Raw genomic sequence first — 16,635 nt, forward strand, 5'->3', positions numbered from 1 at the left:
TGGCCGGGTCCGCCGGCTCCTGACTCTCAGGCTCGCCCCTGAAACCGATGACATCAGCCGAAGAGGGCAGCGCACATGGGCAAGCTGACGTACGAAGGCACGGTAAAGGTCGATCTCGACGACCGTACGCTCGCGCACCTCATGGTCGTGATCGGCACCAAACTCCGGCGCGGTGAGCCTTTCCACTTCAGTTGGCGCGACGACGCCAGCATCGGCGACGGACGCACGGCGATCTGGGTGCATCCGCGGTGCTCGCTCGTCTACAAGTTCTATGGCAGCCGGCTGCCCCAGCTGAATCCCGCATGGATCGACGCGCTGTCGTGCACCGCGAACTCTCAGTCCGGACTGTATGTCGTACCGGAGCCGGCTGCGCCGAGCAGCCAACCGCACCCCGACCACCATCTCGTCGGCGGGTGAGGCGACGAGCTTCCGAACCATCGCATAGCGGCGCGGGGGACGGCAGGCAACCCCCGGTCGCCGTCGATCGCCGCCGCACAGAATGGCGGCATGGACAGCCCGCGCGAAGCCCGACGGCAGGACGACGCATGACCTCGGGCGACCCCTTCGACATCGCGCCCTGGGGGATCGGCGCCACCGGGTGGGATCCCGAGCGCATCGCGCGGCGCGAGTCGGTGTTCGCGCTGTCGAACGGGCACGTCGGCTGGCGGGGCAGCCTCGACGAGGGAGACCCGTGCAAGGTGCCGGGCGCGTACCTCAACGGCGTCCACGAGCAGCACCCCATGCCCTACGCCGAAGACGGGTACGGCTACCCTGAGACCGGCGAGACGGTCATCAACGTGCCCGACGGCAAGGTGATCCGGCTGCTGGTCGACGACGAGCCCTTCGACATCCGCAGCGGCACGCTCCACGAGCAGACGCAGTTCCTCGACTTCGCCGCCGGCGTGCTGCGCCGCGAAGTGCGATGGACGTCGCCCACCGGGCGCGGTGTGACCGTCCGCTCGACCCGCCTGATCTCCTTGACGCACCGTTCCCTCGCCGCGATCGACTACGAGGTAGAGGCGACCGACGCCCACCTCGACGTGACGCTCCTCTCGGAGATCGTCGCGAACGAGCCGCTGCCCGAGGTCCATCCCGACGAGCGCGTCAAGAAGGCGCTCGAACGACCCCTGGTGCCGGTCGAGACGTTCGTGAGTGGTGAGCGGGCGACGCTCCTCCACCGCACGCGGCGCAGCGGCATTTCCGTCGCGGTGGGCATGGACCACGTGGTCGAGGGCCGCGCGACCGTGGACACCGAGGTCGCCGACGACGTCGCCCGCACCACGGTGCGCGCGCGACTCGGCCGGGGCGACGGCATCCGCATCGTGAAGTACGTCGCCCACGAATCCGCCGACGCCCTCGAAGACGCCACTCTGCGCGATCGCGTCGAGGCCACGCTCGCGGCGGCGCGGGAGCTCGGGTGGGAGGGACTCGTGCACGAGCAGCGCGCGTACCTCGACCGGTTCTGGGCGCACGCCGATGTGCGCCTCGACGGCTCGCCGCGCCTGCAGCAGGCGGCGCGGTTCGCGCTCTTCCAGGTGCTGCAGTCGGCCGCGCGCGCCGAGGGCCGCCCGATCCCCGGCAAAGGGCTCACGGGGCCGGGCTACGAGGGGCACACGTTCTGGGACTCGGAGGCGTTCGTCCTGCCGGTGCTGACCTACACGATTCCGGATGCCGCGCGCGACGTGCTGCGCTGGCGCCACGCGGTGCTCGGCCTCGCGCGCGAACGGGCGACGCAGCTGCACCTGGCGGGTGCGGCGTTCCCGTGGCGCACCATCAGCGGCCGCGAGTGCTCGGGGTACTGGCCCGCCGGCACCGTGGCCTTCCACATCAACGCCGACATCGCCGCGGCGGTGGTCCTCTACGTCGGCGCGACCGGCGACACCGACTTCGAACGCGATCATGGGCTCGAGCTGCTCGTCGAGACCGCGCGGCTGTGGGTGACGCTCGGCCGGTGGGGCGCCGACGGGTCGTTCCACATCGACGGCGTCACCGGGCCCGACGAATACTCCGCGCTCGTCGACGACAACGTCTTCACGAACCTCTCGGCGCAGCGCAACCTCGAGGCGGCCGCCGCGGTCGCCCGCCGGCACCCCGACCATGCGCGCCGGCTCGGCGTCGGCGCCGACGAGATGGCCGAATGGACCCGCGCGGCCGTGGCGATGACGATCCCCTACGACCACGAGCGGCAGGTGCACCAGCAGTCCGCGGGGTTCACCGAGCGCGAGCGGTGGGACTTCGAGGGGACGGATGCCGCGCAGTACCCGCTGCAGGACCACTTCCCCTACTTCGACCTCTACCGCAAGCAGGTCGTGAAGCAGGCCGATCTGGTGCTGGCGCTGCAGGTCGCTCACGAGGCGTTCACCGCGGAACAGACCGCGCGCGCCTTCGCCTACTACGAAGAGCTCACGGTCCGTGATTCGTCGCTGTCGGCGCCGGCGCAGGCGGTGGTCGCGGCGCGGGTGGGTCACGTCGACCTCGCGATGGACTACCTCACCGAGGCCGCCACCGTGGACCTCGCCGACCTGCGCGACGACGTCGACGACGGCCTGCACATCGCCGCGCTCGCCGGCGTCTGGACAGCGCTGACCGCGGGCTTCGGCGGCATGCGCGAGACGGATGCGGGTCTGCAGTTCACGCCGCGGCTCGCCCACCCGCTGACGGGGATGGCGTTCGGAATCTGCCTCGAGGGCCGCACGCTCCGGGTCGAGGTGACGGAGGAGGCGACGACCTACGCGATCGACGCCGGGCCGGCGCTGCGGATACGCCACTTCGACGACGACGTCACTCTGGAGCCCGGCACGCCGGTGCGACTTGAGACGCCGCCCCTCGCCGACCCCGGTCCCGCGCCGCGCCAGCCGAAGGGCCGGTCGCCGCACGAGCTCCTCGCCGCCGCCGACGGCGACCACGAGGAGCACTGACCTCCGTACCGCGCCGGGTTGCGGCATCCGTCATCGAAGCTGCCCCGTGCGCCAGGACGCCGCCGGGCGGGCGCGAGCGCGTGGGAGACGTACGCTGGAATCGCCGAGGCGTGATCACGTCGCGTCCCCTCCTTCCCCCCGCCGCCCCTTCCGGCCCGGCGCGACGGCGCGCTGATCCACTCCTCCCTCCACCATCAGGAGCGCCATGACCGACGTCATCCCCGTCCAGGATCCCGCCAGCCGCTATCGCATCGAGCCCACGGTCCTGCAGGCGCTGCGCAGCCCGCGCCTGCTCACCCGCGAGGTGCTCGCCGGTCTGGTGGTCGCCATCGCGCTCATCCCGGAGGCGATCGCGTTCTCGATCATCGCGGGGGTCGACCCGCGCATGGGTCTGTTCGCGTCGTTCGTCATGGCTGTGGCGATCGCGTTCCTCGGTGGCCGCCCCGCGATGATCACGGCGGCCACCGGCGCCGTCGCGCTGGTGATCGCACCGGTCGCGCGCGAGTACGGCATCGACTACTTCATCGCCACCGTGATGCTGGGCGGGCTCGTTCAGATCGTGCTCGCGGCCCTCGGCGTGGCGAAGCTCATGCGCTTCATCCCGCGCAGCGTCATGGTCGGCTTCGTCAACGCCCTCGCGATCCTGGTGTTCGCCGCGCAGTTCCCCCAGCTCATCGACGTGCCGTGGCTGGTGTACCCGCTTGTCGCAGTGGGCCTGCTGATCATGTACCTCATGCCGCGGTGGACGAAGGTCGTGCCCGCACCGCTGGTCGCGATCGTGCTGCTCACCGCCGCCGTCGTGGTGTTCGGTCTGAACGTGCCGAACGTCGGCGACCAGGGGGAGCTGCCCGAGAGCCTGCCGCAGCTCTTCATCCCGAACGTGCCGCTCACGTGGGAGACCCTGCAGATCATCGCCCCCTACGCGGCGGCGATGGCGGTCGTCGGCCTCCTCGAATCGCTCATGACCGCGAAGCTCGTCGACGAGATCACCGACACCCACTCGCGCAAGACGCGCGAGGCGTTCGGTCAGGGCGCCGCCAACGTGCTGTCGGGCCTCTTCGGCGGCATGGGCGGCTGCGCGATGATCGGCCAGACGATGATTAACGTCAAGGCCTCGGGTGCACGCACGCGCATCTCGACGTTCCTGGCGGGTGTCTTCCTGCTGGTGCTCGTGCTGGTGCTCGGCGACATCGTCGCGATCATCCCGATGGCGGCGCTCGTGGCCGTGATGATCGTGGTGTCGGTCGCCACCTTCGACTGGCACAGCGTGAAGCCGTCGACTCTGAAGCGGATGCCGAAGAGTGAGACCGCCGTGATGCTCGTCACCGTCGGCATCACGGTCTGGACTCACAACCTCGCCATCGGGGTCGGCGTCGGCGTGCTTGCGGCGATGGTGCTCTTCGCGCGCCGGGTCGCCCACTTCGTGACGGTGCAGCGCCGGGTCGACCGGGATGCGGCCGAGCCGACCGTGCGATACACCGTCGACGGCGAGCTGTTCTTCGCGTCGAGCAACGACCTCACGACCCAGTTCGAGTACTCGCACGACCCGGAGCGCGTCGTCATCGACATGTCGCGCTCGCACATCTGGGACGCGTCGACGGTGGCGGCGCTCGACGCGGTCGTCACCAAGTACGAGCACCAGGGCAAGACGGTGGTGCTCGAGGGCATGAACGACGCCACGAGCACGATGCACCGCCGGCTCAGCGGGGGCATGGGCGCCGGGCACTGACCCGGCGCGCTCGTTCGTCCGCCCCACCCGCGCCGAGATGGCAGCATCTCGGCGAGACACCACGTCGTGGGCGCCGACAACGTAGAGTCTCGCCGAGAACGCACGATCTCGACGGGGGTGGGGTGAGGCGCGGGCACGGGCGCGGTGTTGTCGCCGTCAGCTGGGAGCGAGTGCGTCCTTCAGGGTCGGCGTGAGCTCGGCCGCGAGGTCGCGCGCCAGGAACCCGAGCCCGGTGCGCTCGGTCAGCCGGTCGCCGGCGCGGGCGTGCGTCCAGGCGCCCCAGACGGCCGCCCGTTCGGACGGGATGCCGCGGGCGGCGAAACCGGCGATCGCGCCGGCCCGGACGTCGCCGCTGCCCGAGGTCCCGAGGCCCGGGCCGCCCTCGTCCATCCGCCACGAGCGTCCGTCAGGATGCACCGTCACGTCGTAGCAGCTGATCACGGCGTCGTATCGGCGGGCCACCTCCCCGAGGTCGGCGGACACGTCGTCGCCGAGCTCCCGCCCGAGCAGGATCGCGGCTTCCTCCTTGTTGGCGTTGAGGATCAACCGCGACGGCAGAGCGGATCGGTCGACGCCGGGCAGCACGCCGATGGCGAAGGCGTCGAGGACGAGGCACGCGGTCCCGGTGGCGGCGACGGCCAGGAGCGTCGCCCGGGTCTCGTCGGGGTCGTCGAAGCCGGGGCCCACGAGCACCGCGTCAGCGGACGCGACATGGTCGCGCAGTCGTCCCTCGAGCGGATCGGCGGCGTCGTCCGGAAGTGCGAAGATCCCCGCTTCGGGCAGCGCGATGCCGACGTGGGCGTCGATGGAGCGCGGCACCGCGAGGCCCAGCCGCCCGGCACCGACGCGCAGCGCCGCCTCGCCGGCCAGCAGGGCGCCGCCCGGAGAGCTGCGCGACCCGCCGACGACCATGATCTCGCCCCGCGCCTTCTTCGAGTCGCCGGGGTCGGGGAGCCCCCACTCGCGCAGCAGCGCGGGGGTGACGGCCTCACTCGGGCTCGACATCGGGGTTTCCGGGGTGAACGGTGATCTCAGCGCCCTCGCGCTGCAGGTGGGTGACGTCCGAGAACGTCTCGAGCCTCCAGCCGTCGGCGCCCCGCACGAGGTGCGTGACCGAGGCGTTCAGCACGGTGTGGTCGACGGCGAAGTCGAGCAGCTCCTCCTCGCGCATCGGCAGCAGGATGTAGAGCACGAGCATGACCACCGCGTCGTGCGCGACCAGCAGGGCGCGCTCGCCCGGACCGGCCAGAGCGTCCCGGAGGAACGACCGCAGCCGAAGCGCGACATCGGCCCACGACTCGCCGCCCGGCGGCCGGTGGTAGAACTTTCCGAGATGCAGCCGACGCGCGGTCTCTTCGGGATGCAGGCGGGCGACGCCGCGGCGCGTCAGCAGGTCAAGGATCCCCAGCTCCCGGTCGCGCAGCCGTTCGTCGACCGCCAGCGCCGCGGGTTCCTCGCCATCGCCCCACGCGATGGCGAGGGTCTGCCGCGCGCGGGCGTACGGCGACACCCACAGCACGTCGAGATCGCCGCGGTGCTCGTCGAGCCAGCGCCCCAGGGCCTCCGCCTGCTCCTCGCCGGTGGGCGAGAGCGGCACGTCCGCGTCGCGGATGTCGAGCGGGATCGCGTCGAGCCCGTCGATCTCGGCCTGCGTCGCCGCGACGTTCCCGACGCTCTCGCCGTGCCGCACCAGCCATAGCTCCTGAACCGCCATGCCCCCAGGCTAGGGATGACCACCGCCGCGGCGGCAGGGGTTGCGGACCGCGGCGCCGAGGCCTATCAGTCGAACTCGACCGCGGTCTGCCGCGGGTAGGCGCCGTGCGCGATCTTGACGAGCTGCGCGTGCGCGTACTCGCACACGAGCGCGTGACGGTAGACCATGCGCGGCACATCGACGTTCGAGTCCATCCACAGGCTCATGCCCGCGATCTTCCAGTGCCGGAACGTCTCGTCGTCGCACACGAGGGCGAGGATCTCGAGGAACGAGTCGTCGAACCGGATCGAGTGGACGGCCCGGCGGTACTCCTCGACCGTCAGCGCCATCGAGAACGGGATGTTCATGAAGCACAGCGCGGTCTGGATGTCGAGGTTGAGCAGCCGGCGGCGGCCGCGCTCGGCATCCAATCGAGGGATGTCGAGCTGCTGGAAGTCGAGCGTCTCGGGGCGCGTGAGCGGCACGCCGTCGAGCGCGATGAGCACGTCGTAGACGTTGACGTCGTGCTCGACGACCGCCTGGTCGCCGAGGCCCGACAGCGTCTCGGGGCGGAGCGTCACCGGCGCCATCTGCACCGACGTGTTGCGGATGATGAAGTTGACGAGGTTGGTCTCGATCACGAAGTGGCGGATCAGCAGCTCGACCGCGTCGGGTGAGACGAAGCGCCGCAGGAACCAGACGCACAGCGTGTCCATGGTGTGCAGCGGCATCCAGCGGAACGGCAGGACCCGCTTGACCACCGAGATCAGCGCGACGAGCACCCGCGAGACGACGCGTGCGATCGGGTACAGCCAGCGTCGCGACAGCCGGCGCTGGTCGTCGATGATCTGCCGCACCAGTGCGCGGTCGAGCGGGACGGAGGGATCGGAGTAGATCGCCTCCCACATGCTGGGGTCGGAGCGGACGAACTCGGGCACGTCAGGAGTCCAGCTCGGTGAGCTGCATGACGTAGAGCCGCGCCACCACCTCGGCGCAGCGGACGATGTCGTCGGCCGCCGCGTCGTCGATCATGCCCGACGAGAGGATCGCCTCGAGGGCGCCGGTGTGCTCGGCGTCGGCCTGCTGGTGGTACCGCATGAAGTGCACCTGGCTGTCGGCCAGGCCCAGCACCTCCTGGAAGCGAGCGGCCCACCCGGCGGCCCGCTGCGCGCCCAGCCCCTCGATGATGAACATCGCGCCGAGCAGTCCCACGGGGTTCGGCTGGGCGGCGTAGTGGAACATGTAGCCCGACAGCGCCTCGGAGCCGATGTTCTTGCGGCCCGCGCGCAGCTCGTCGAGCGACCCGCCGACCGCCACGTAGTCGCGTTCGATCATGAGGTAGTCGCGGTGCTCCTCCTCGGCGTGACGAATGGCCGCCGACCGCAGCTCGAAGTGGGCGATGTCGAAGCTGGCCGCTGCGCGCGAGATCCACGGCGACCCGTCGACGACCTGCTGGCGCAGGTTGAACAGCAGCCGGCGGTAGTCGTCGATGGTGACGGTGCCGTCGGCGAGCCGGCGCAGCACCGGCACCTCGTCGAGCTGCTCCTCGAGGTGGGTCCACACCTCAGCCAGCCGTTCGTAGAGGGACACTGCCACCTGGGGTGCGGCATCCGCGCTGGTGGTCGTGGCGTAGGTCGTCATTGCGGTGCTCCTATAGGGCGGGTGGCGCCACCACGGTCAGGTGGGCGAAGGCGAACGAGAACCGTCCCGACTCGGGGACGGCGAGGAGGACGGTCTCGCCCGGCGCGAAGCGGCCCGTGCGCCAGGCCTCTTCGAGGGCGATGAAGATGCTCGCCGAGCCGGTGTTGCCGCGCGTCTCGAGGTTGGAGAACCAGCGCTCGGTGTCGAGGGTGGGGATGCGGCGGCGGAGCGCCTCGAACGCGACGTCGCGGAAGACGTTGGTGCTGTAGTGGCAGACGACATGGTCGAGATGGCGCACGTCGACCAGCCCGATGTCGACCAGCTGCTCGAATTGACGGATGCCGGCTTCGGCGAGGTCGTCGAGCATGCTCACGTCCTGCCGCAGCAGGAACATGCCGGCCGAGGCGGCGTCGTCGATGGAGAGGTCCTGCCACGTGCCGCCGACCACCGGTTCGGCTCCGGTCATGCCGGCGCGCATGCAGACGTCGTGCTCGTGCGCGAGCGACACCTGACGCACCCAGTCCACGCGCAGCGACGGGCGGTCGGGGTGCGGCTGGAACTCGACGACGACAGCCCCGGCTCCGTCGGAGAGCATCCAGCGGAGGAAGTGCGCGTCCATGCCCGCCCGGATGCCGTCGTAGCGGCGCTGACGCAGGCTGCGGCTCGCGACCTCCGAGGCGACGACGGCTCCTCGCGGGTGGTCGCCGAGCCGGATCTTGCTGACGACCGCGTCGAGCGCGGCGAGGCTCGACGCGCAGACGCCCGAGGCCGACAGCAGCTGCAGGGGGCCGCCGCCGAGCCGCCCGTGCACCATCGAAGCGAAGCCGGGGACGAGCACGTCGCCCATCGTCGTCGCGGTCGCGAGCATGCGGAGGTCCTCGGCGCCGATCCCGCGGTCGTCGAGCGCCGCGCGCAGCGCCTTGACCGCCAGCTCCTCGTTGAGCTCGGTCGGCTCGCCCTGTTCGTCCAGCGCATAGTGACGCTGACGGATGCCGTTGGACTCGAGCACGCGGCGGCGGATCCGCTCGGTGACGGGGTCATCGCCGCCCAGCCGGGCGACGATGCCGTCGTTGTCGACCGGCGCGCCGGGAAGATAGCGGCCGAACCCCGTCAGGTACGCCGTCGCGGTGGTCGCCATGGTGATGAGACTAGATGACGCGACCGAAGCCGTGACCGAGGATCCGCAGTGAGGATCCCGACGTCGAGCGGCTAGTGTTCGCGCATGACCGATCCCGCCCTGCACATCGACGAGCTGCGCGCCGCGAGCGACCTGCTGAACCTCGACGACGAGTTCACCGACGCCGAGCGCGCGGTGCGCGACACCGTCCGCGAGTTCGTCGACCGCCGCATCCGTCCGGGCATCGCGCGGTGGTTCGACGACGCTGTCTTCCCGATCGAGCTCGTACCCGAGCTGGCCGAGCTGGGGCTCCTGGGGATGCATCTCGAGGGCTTCGGGTGCGCGGGGCGCTCGGCTGTGGAGTACGGGCTCGCCATGCAGGAGCTCGAAGCCGGGGACTCCGGCATCCGCACCTTCGTCTCGGTGCAGGGATCGCTCGCGATGACGGCCATCTCGAAGCACGGGTCGGACGAGCAGAAGCAGCGGTGGCTGCCGGCGATGGCGCGCGGCGAGGCGATCGGCTGCTTCGCGCTGACCGAGCCGACCGCGGGATCGGACCCCACGAAGATGGCGACGGTCGCGCGGCGCGAGGGCGGCGAGTGGGTGATCGACGGTGCCAAGCGCTGGATCGGGCTCGCGTCCATCGCGGACGTCGCCGTCGTGTGGGCGCGGACCGAGGAGGGGGTGCGCGGCTTCCTCGTGCCGACCGGCGCCCCCGGGTTCACCGCGCGTCCGATCGCGCAGAAGCTCTCGATGCGCGCGTCGATCCAGTGCGACATCGAGCTGGCCGGCGTCCGAGTGCCGGAGGACGCCGTGCTCCCCGGCGCGATCGGCCTGCGGGGGCCGTTCTCGTGCCTGAACGAGGCCCGCTACGGCATCGCATGGGGCGCGGTCGGGGCGGCGCGCGACAGCTACGAGCAGGCGCTCGCCTACGCGCTGGAGCGGACTCAGTTCGGCCGCCCGCTCGCCGGCTTCCAGCTGACGCAGCGGAAGCTGGTGGACGCGGCTCTCGAGATCCAGAAGGCGCAGCTGCTGGCGCTGCGGCTGGGGCGCCTGAAGGATGCCGGAAAGCTCGAGCCGCACATGATCTCGGCGGCGAAGCTCAACAACACGCGCGCGGCCATCGAGATCGCCCGCGAGGCCCGCACGATGCTGGGCGGCAACGGCATCACGCTCGAGTACTCGCCGCTGCGCCACGCGAACAACCTCGAGTCGGTGCGCACCTATGAGGGCACCGACGAGGTGCACACGCTGATCCTCGGCCAGCACCTGACGGGCATCGCCGCCTTCCGCGGCTGACGGCGCGGCCCGCCCGCCCCCGCGTGACGGGGCGGGCGGGCGGGCAGCTGCCGCTACTCGTCGTGGTCGGAGGACGCCGCGCGGGCCCGAGGGGTCTTGGCGGATGCCGCGGTCGCGCGCTGCTCGGCCTCCAGGCGCTCCGCCTCCTCGCCGCCGACCGCTTCGCCGCGGGCCACGAGCCCGGCGACGTCCGACAGCGGGATCTCCTTGAGGAACAGCGCGAGCACGAACGCGACGGCGATGAACGGCACGAGGTACCAGAACACCGGCGCCAGCGCGTCGGCGTACGCGTCGACCACACCGGTCCGCACGGCGTCCGGCAGCGAGTTCAGCACCGACGGGTCGATGGTCGACGTCGCCTCACCGGCCTGTTCGGCGGTGGCGCCGGCATCCGTGAACACCTTCGTCAGGTTCTCGGTGAGCCGCGTGGTGAACAGCGTGCCGAACACCGCGACGCCGAGCGCGGCGCCCACCTCGCGGAAGTAGTTGTTCGTCGAGGTCGCCGTGCCGAGGTCGGCGGCGGGCACGGCGTTCTGCACGACGAGCACCACGACCTGCATGATGCAGCCGAGCCCGACGCCGAAGAGGAACAGATAGGTGCAGATCAGCCAGATCGGGGTGGTCGCCGTCAGCGTCGTCATCAGCACCATCGCGACGCCGACGATGAGCGTGCCGACGATGGGGAACAGCTTGTACCTGCCGGTCCGTGTGATCAGCAGACCCGACGCGATCGACGTGCCCATCACGCCGACCATCATCGGAAGGAGGAGAAGACCGGATGCCGCAGCCGACGTGCCCGACGACATCTGCAGGAACGTCGGCACGAAGCCGAGCGCGGCGAACATGCCGATGCCGATCGCCATGCCGATCGCGGTGGCGTTGACGAAGATCGGGTTGCGGAACATCGCCAGCGGCATGATCGGGTCCGCCGCCCGCGACTCGGTGAAGACGAAGAGGCCGGCCGCGGCGACGAGGCCCGCTCCCCACGCCCAGGTGGCGCCGTGCTCCCAGCCGAAGTCGGCAGAGCCGCCGAAATCGGTGAAGAAGATGAGGCACGTGGTCGCGATCGAGAGGAACACGACGCCGAGCCAGTCGATGGGCTTCTCGGCCTTCTTGTTCGGCAGCTTCAGGGCGAACATCGCCACCAGGAACGCCGCGATGCCGATCGGGATGTTGATGTAGAACGCCCACTGCCACGTGAGGTGGTCGACGAAGAACCCGCCGAGGAGCGGGCCGGCGACGGCGGCGAGGCCGAAGACGCCGCCGAGCGGGCCGAGGTACTTGCCGCGCTGATCGGCCGGCACGATGTCGGCGATGATCGCCTGCGACAGGATCATGAGGCCGCCGCCGCCGACGCCCTGGAGAGCCCTGAAGACGACGAACATCCAGAAGTCGGTGGCGAAGGCGCAGCCGATCGAGGCGAGCGTGAAGATCGCGATCGCGACCATGAACAGCCGCCGCCGGCCCAGCACGTCGCCGAACTTGCCGTAGATCGGCATGACGATGGTGGTGGCGAGGATGTAGGCCGTGGTGATCCACACCTGGTGCGAGACGCCGCCCAGCTCGCCGACGATCGTCGGCATCGCGGTCGAGACGATCGTCTGGTCGAGGCTCGAGAGGAGCATGCCGGCGATCAGCGCCGAGAAGATGATCCAGATGCGGCGCTGCGTCAGCAGGAACGGTGCATCGCCGCCGGGCGGGGCGGTCGGGACGGTGGCGGTGGTCATTCGGGGATTCCCATCAGTGCGGTCTGGCTGGCGAAGAGGTCTCGGGCGGCGTCGATGCGGCGCTCGAAGATGTCGATGAACGTGTCGGTGTTGCCCGGCTGCAGGAACTCGGCGGCCGCCGAGCGGACGAGTGCGCCGACGACGTGCGCAGCGACCTGGGCGCGGAGGTCGCCGGGCGGCAGGCTCTCGCGCTGCTCGATGAGCCGCGCGTCGAACTTCTCGCCTTCGGCGCCCAGCTCGAGCATGCGGGCGAGCAGCCGCGGTTCCTTCTCGACCGCGCGGAACAGGTCCTGCACGGTGTCGGGGGCGATGTCGAGGGCTCGCCAGCGCTCTTCCGCGAGCACGGCGAGGTCGGTCAGGAGGGTGGGCGAGAGGCCGGGTCCGTCGGCGTCGCGCGCGAGGAAGCGGGCGATGGCCACGGCATCCGACCGCTCCAGCGGCATGCCCAGCACCGCGTCGTCCTTGGAGGCGAAGTAGTTGAAGAACGTGCGTCGTGACACCGCGGCCTCGCTGCACAGCTCTTCGACCGTGAAGCCGGTCAGGCCGTGCTCGGCGGTGAAGCGACGGGCGGCGCGGATGAGGGCGCGCGTCGTCTCGGCGCGGCGGCGCTCGCGGAGTCCATCTGCACTATCGGTCACATCATGCAGTTTTGCACTCTAGCGACGAGCGTGCAAGTTCACCGCTGCGGGAGGATCAGGGAGAACCGTGTCGTCGGGGAGGAGTCGAGGAGGAGGTGCCCGCCGAGCGCCTCCGCCAGCTCGGCCGACAGCGCGAGGCCGATGCCCTCGCCGCCGCCCGTGCTCTTGCCGGCTCTGCGCTGGAAGATGGCGTTGCCGCTGGGGCGCTGTCCCTCGTCGGCGACGCTCACGGTGACGTAGCCGTTCGCGCGCGCTGCCGAGACCGTGACCCGCCCGCGGCCGTGCTGCAGGGCATTGTGCAGCAGCACGTCGAGGATCTGCGTCGTCGGGGCGGGCGCGGTCACGTCGGCGACCCGCGCCGACTCGACGCGGATCTCGCGCCGCTGGGAGACGGCCTGCGCCGTCCAGCGTCGGCCCGCCTGCTCCAGCATCGGACCGAGCGGCGTCCAGGCGTCCGACCCCGGGGTCGCGCCGCGTGCGAGTTCGAGCAGCTGCCCGATGGCGTCCGAGAGCCGGTCGATCTCACGCAGCGCGTGCTCGAGCTGCGCCCGCACGGGGGGTGGCGTCTCGGGCCACAGCGACAGATCCTCGAGCTCCAGGCGCAGTGCGGTGATGGGCGTGCGCAGCTGATGCGAGGCGTTGGCGGCGAACTCGTGCTCGCGCCGGATCCGCTGCTCGAGCGTCGTCGCGCTGGCGCGCAGCGCCTGGTCGATCGCCCGCGCCTCGGGGATGCGCAGGTCGGCGGGCTCGGGGGCGAGCGAGCCGGTGCCGAGGTCGCGCGCCGCGCCGGCCAGGCGCGTGAAGGGCCGCGACAGGCGCCGGGCGAGCACCACGCCGACCACGGCCGAGGCGATCATGAGCGCGACGCCGATGACGACGACCGGCATCACCGCCTCTTGGACGCGGCCCGAGATGAGCTCGTTCGAACGACCGAACTCGACGCTCCCGCCGCCCTCGATCTCGGCGGTGGCCACGATGTCGTCGTCGGCGGGCTCCTCGCCCGCCTGCACCCGCGTGCCGTCGGCGCCGACGTAGACGATGTGCTCGCCCGAGATGAGGAGCGGCTCGAGGAACTCCTCGGTGACCTCGCCCTCCGCCTCGCGCTCGGCCATGAGCACCGCCAGGAAGTCGGCCAGCCGCACCACGCGGCGCTCCTCGCTGGTCTGGATCAGGTCGGCGACGATGTACGCGCGGGGGATGCCGTACAGCGCGATGATGCCGACCGCGAGGGCGACGAACGCCAGCACGAGGCGTTCACGCATCCGCCGCCCCGTCGTCGAGGCGGAAGCCGACGCCGCGGATCGTCGTGATCCGCACGTCGGCACCCGAGTCCTCGAGCTTCTGCCGCAGACGGGCGATCGTCACGTCGAGGGTCTTGGTCGAGCCGAACCAGTTCTCGTCCCACACCTCGTCCATCAGCCGCTCGCGCGTGGCGACGGCGCCCCGGTTGCGGTCGAGCAGCTCGAGCAGATCGAACTCCTTCGTGCTGAGGGCGATCTCGCGGTCGCCGGCGAACACCCGGCGTGCGTCGGCGTCGACGGTGAGGGCGTCGGCGGATGCCGGCTGCGGCGCGTCCGCCGGAGGCGCGGCGGCGAGCGGGCCCGCGCTCCGCCGCAGCAGCGCGCGCAGCCGCGCGAGCAGCTCGGCCAGCGCGAAAGGCTTGGCGATGTAGTCGTCGGCGCCGACGTCGAGCCCGACCACCCGGTCGAGCTCGCCGTCGCGGGCGGTCAGGATGATGATGCCCCCGGCGAAGCCCTCGTCGCGGAGCTGCCGGCAAACGTCGAGTCCGTCGATGTCGGGGAGGCCCAGATCGAGGACGACGAGCGAGAACCTGTCGCCGAGCGCGCGGGCGACGGCCGTCGCGCCCTCGGCGACTCGCTCGACCTCGTAGCCCTCGCGGCTGAGGGTGCGCACCAGGGGGACGGCGATGCCGTCGTCGTCTTCCACGACCAGGATCCGCTGCCCCACGACGTCGATGCTATCGATGTCGTCGTCGCCCGGCGCGGCAGTGGTGCCCGGGGTGTCGTCGCGTCGGTCGCTCACTTAATACTCCCGGTCCAGGGTGCCCGTCTCGGTCACGGGCGCGTTCGAAGAGGCGATGCCGCCGAGATCGGTGGCCGATGCGGACGGCGTCCAGACCATGGCGGCCGCCGCCGTGGTCGGCGCCGTGCGCAGCGCACCACCGCTTGCGAGGGTGCCCACGGTGATCTGCACGACGGTCACGGGAAGGCCGTTCACGGTGACCGTGGTCGCCGTCATGGTGGCGTTGAACGTGGAGGTCTTGTTGTTCTTGATGTAGTCGCCCCGCAGGTTCACCGAGCCGAGGTTCACCGCGGCGTTCGACCGGAGAACGTCGACCGTGTCGCCCGCGGCCCCGAGCGAGAGCAGGTTGCCGTCGCGCAGGCGCAGAGTGACGGCGGTGGCGGCGCCGTTCCAGCCCGTGGCGATGCTGGCGGGGCTCATCTGGGTGCTGTAGGTGAACGTCATGGTGTCGCCGGCTTCCAGGCGTCCGGCGGTCGCGCCGCCGTTCGCGGTCTGCACGTCCACGCCGCGCACCGCGCGGTTGTCGACGCGCCGGGCGCTCACGACCGCGGAGGTCGTCGTCGCGCCCGTGGCGTCGGTGAGCACCGCGCGGAAGTCGTACAGTCCGTCGGCGACCGAGCGGGAGTTCCACGCGCAGCTGAAGGGCGAGGCCGTGGGAGTGCACACCGTGGTCCACGAGGTGGTGCCGTTGGGCGCGACCTGGATGGCGATGCTCGCGATGCCGGCGGTCGCGTTGGCCGTCGCCGTGAGGGTCGCCGTTCCGCCGAGGAAGGCGCCCGGGTCCTCCATCGCGACGGACGCGACGGAGTTGTCGACGGTGCGCGCGGCGGTTGCTGCGGACATCGCGGTGTTGCCCGCGGCATCCGTCGCCACCGCGCGGAAGACGTACGCACCCGCGGCGAGCGACGTCGTCGAGTACCGGCACGAGTACGGCGGGGCCGTGAGGATGCAGGCGTCCTGCCAAGACGAGGTGCCGTTCGGAGCGAGCTGGATCACGACGCGCGCCACGCCGGAGTCGGCGTCGGACGCGGTCGCGGCGAGCGTGACGGTGCCGCGCAGCGGCGAGCCCGGGTCGGTCATGACCGCCGTCGGCGCGGCGTTGTCGACCAGCAGTTCGGTGACGACGTTCGACAGGGTCGTGACGCCGTTCGCGGTGGCGGTCGCGCGCAGGTCGTAGAAGCCGTTGGCGACGGAGGCGGTGTTCCAGGAGCAGGTGTAGGGGGCGACGGTGCTCGTGCACGCGGTCTTCCAGCTGTTGGCGTTGGTCGACCCGGCGGGGGCGTACTCGACGCTCACCGCGTAGGCGGCGGTGCCGGCGTTCTGCAGCGTCGTCGCCAGCGAGATGCTTCCACGCACCACGTCGCCCGGTTCGGCGAGGACTACGGTGACGGTGTTGCCGACCGTCGCGCGCACCGGGGCCGACGTCGTGACGTAGCCCGCATTGTCGGTCGCGACGGCGCGCAGGTCGTATGCGCCGTCGGCCACGCTGCGGGTGCTCCACGAGCAGGTGTAGGGGCTCGCGGTCGCGGTGCACAGGGTCGTCCAGGTCGTCGCGCCGACGGCCTGGAACGACAGGACGACGCTGCGGATGCCGGTCTCGGCGTCGGACGCGAGCGCGGTGACCGTCGTCGTGTCACGCAGCGTGCCCGCCGGCTGCTGCACGGCGACGGTGGGGGGCGTCCAGTCGGCGGCGGCGCCGATGCGGTTGCCCGTGTTGGAGGTCTGCGCCGTGAACGACGCCGACGAGAGCGCCGGGCTGAGCGGGCCCACCACGAGGAGGACGGCCGCGAGCAGCAAGAGGACCGAGGTGCGGAATGCGCCAGCGGTCAT

Annotated in this window: 14 protein-coding genes; 4 read left to right on the plus strand and 10 right to left on the minus strand. The window is 71.3% G+C overall.

Translation table 11 applies throughout. The features are described from left to right. The first annotated feature begins 75 nt into the window (after positions 1 to 75). The 3 genes from R8Z57_RS12895 to R8Z57_RS12905 all read left to right on the plus strand — a co-directional run bounded on the left by R8Z57_RS12895 (position 76) and on the right by R8Z57_RS12905 (position 4,647). Positions 76 to 417, plus strand: a complete 342-nt coding sequence (locus R8Z57_RS12895) for an ATP-dependent DNA ligase (protein ID WP_318354192.1) — start codon at positions 76 to 78, stop codon at positions 415 to 417. A gap of 128 nt (positions 418 to 545) precedes the next feature. After that, positions 546 to 2,918, plus strand: a complete 2,373-nt coding sequence (locus R8Z57_RS12900; RefSeq protein ID WP_318354193.1) for a glycoside hydrolase family 65 protein — start codon at positions 546 to 548, stop codon at positions 2,916 to 2,918. A gap of 205 nt (positions 2,919 to 3,123) precedes the next feature. Beyond that, a complete protein-coding gene (locus R8Z57_RS12905) occupies positions 3,124 to 4,647 on the plus strand; it encodes a SulP family inorganic anion transporter (protein WP_318354194.1) in 1,524 nt (507 codons plus the stop codon). Positions 4,648 to 4,803: 156 nt separating this feature from the next. Here R8Z57_RS12905 and R8Z57_RS12910 read toward each other — a convergent pair whose 3' ends face one another. The 5 genes from R8Z57_RS12910 to R8Z57_RS12930 form a co-directional block, all read right to left on the minus strand. Then, on the minus strand, positions 4,804 to 5,652 hold the full coding sequence (locus R8Z57_RS12910) for an ADP/ATP-dependent (S)-NAD(P)H-hydrate dehydratase (protein WP_318354195.1): 849 nt from the start codon (positions 5,650 to 5,652) through the stop codon (positions 4,804 to 4,806). Beyond that, positions 5,636 to 6,361, minus strand: a complete 726-nt coding sequence (locus R8Z57_RS12915) for a histidine phosphatase family protein (protein ID WP_318354196.1) — start codon at positions 6,359 to 6,361, stop codon at positions 5,636 to 5,638. Before R8Z57_RS12915 ends, R8Z57_RS12910 begins: the two co-directional genes overlap by 17 nt. 65 nt (positions 6,362 to 6,426) lie before the next feature. Then, a complete protein-coding gene (locus R8Z57_RS12920) occupies positions 6,427 to 7,278 on the minus strand; it encodes a DUF6999 family protein (RefSeq protein ID WP_318354197.1) in 852 nt (283 codons plus the stop codon). 1 nt (position 7,279) lies between these two features. After that, positions 7,280 to 7,981, minus strand: coding sequence for an iron-containing redox enzyme family protein (locus R8Z57_RS12925; RefSeq protein ID WP_318354198.1), 702 nt, complete (start codon positions 7,979 to 7,981; stop codon positions 7,280 to 7,282). Positions 7,982 to 7,991: 10 nt separating this feature from the next. Continuing rightward, positions 7,992 to 9,119 carry a 3-oxoacyl-[acyl-carrier-protein] synthase III C-terminal domain-containing protein gene (locus tag R8Z57_RS12930; RefSeq protein ID WP_318354199.1) on the minus strand — a complete coding sequence of 376 codons (1,128 nt, stop codon included), beginning with the start codon at positions 9,117 to 9,119 and terminating at the stop codon, positions 7,992 to 7,994. 84 nt (positions 9,120 to 9,203) lie between these two features. On the opposite strand from R8Z57_RS12930, the gene R8Z57_RS12935 reads away from it, so the two are divergent. Continuing rightward, positions 9,204 to 10,397, plus strand: coding sequence for an acyl-CoA dehydrogenase family protein (locus tag R8Z57_RS12935; RefSeq protein ID WP_318354200.1), 1,194 nt, complete (start codon positions 9,204 to 9,206; stop codon positions 10,395 to 10,397). Positions 10,398 to 10,450: 53 nt separating this feature from the next. Here the strand turns inward: R8Z57_RS12935 and R8Z57_RS12940 are convergent, their stop codons facing one another. The 5 genes from R8Z57_RS12940 to R8Z57_RS12960 form a co-directional block, all read right to left on the minus strand. Beyond that, a complete protein-coding gene (locus tag R8Z57_RS12940; protein ID WP_318354201.1) occupies positions 10,451 to 12,124 on the minus strand; it encodes an MDR family MFS transporter in 1,674 nt (557 codons plus the stop codon). After that, a complete protein-coding gene (locus R8Z57_RS12945) occupies positions 12,121 to 12,762 on the minus strand; it encodes a helix-turn-helix domain-containing protein (protein ID WP_318354202.1) in 642 nt (213 codons plus the stop codon). Before R8Z57_RS12945 ends, R8Z57_RS12940 begins: the two co-directional genes overlap by 4 nt. Before the next feature lie 38 nt (positions 12,763 to 12,800). After that, on the minus strand, positions 12,801 to 14,024 hold the full coding sequence (locus tag R8Z57_RS12950) for a sensor histidine kinase (RefSeq protein ID WP_318354203.1): 1,224 nt from the start codon (positions 14,022 to 14,024) through the stop codon (positions 12,801 to 12,803). After that, a complete protein-coding gene (locus tag R8Z57_RS12955) occupies positions 14,017 to 14,730 on the minus strand; it encodes a response regulator transcription factor (protein WP_318354492.1) in 714 nt (237 codons plus the stop codon). Before R8Z57_RS12955 ends, R8Z57_RS12950 begins: the two co-directional genes overlap by 8 nt. 75 nt (positions 14,731 to 14,805) lie before the next feature. Then, entirely contained in the window at positions 14,806 to 16,635 is a 1,830-nt protein-coding gene (locus tag R8Z57_RS12960) for an Ig-like domain-containing protein (RefSeq protein ID WP_318354204.1), read from the minus strand.

The sequence above is a fragment of the Microbacterium sp. M3 genome, from assembly GCF_033548675.1.
In the GTDB taxonomy this organism is placed as follows: Bacteria; Actinomycetota; Actinomycetes; order Actinomycetales; family Microbacteriaceae; genus Microbacterium; species Microbacterium arthrosphaerae.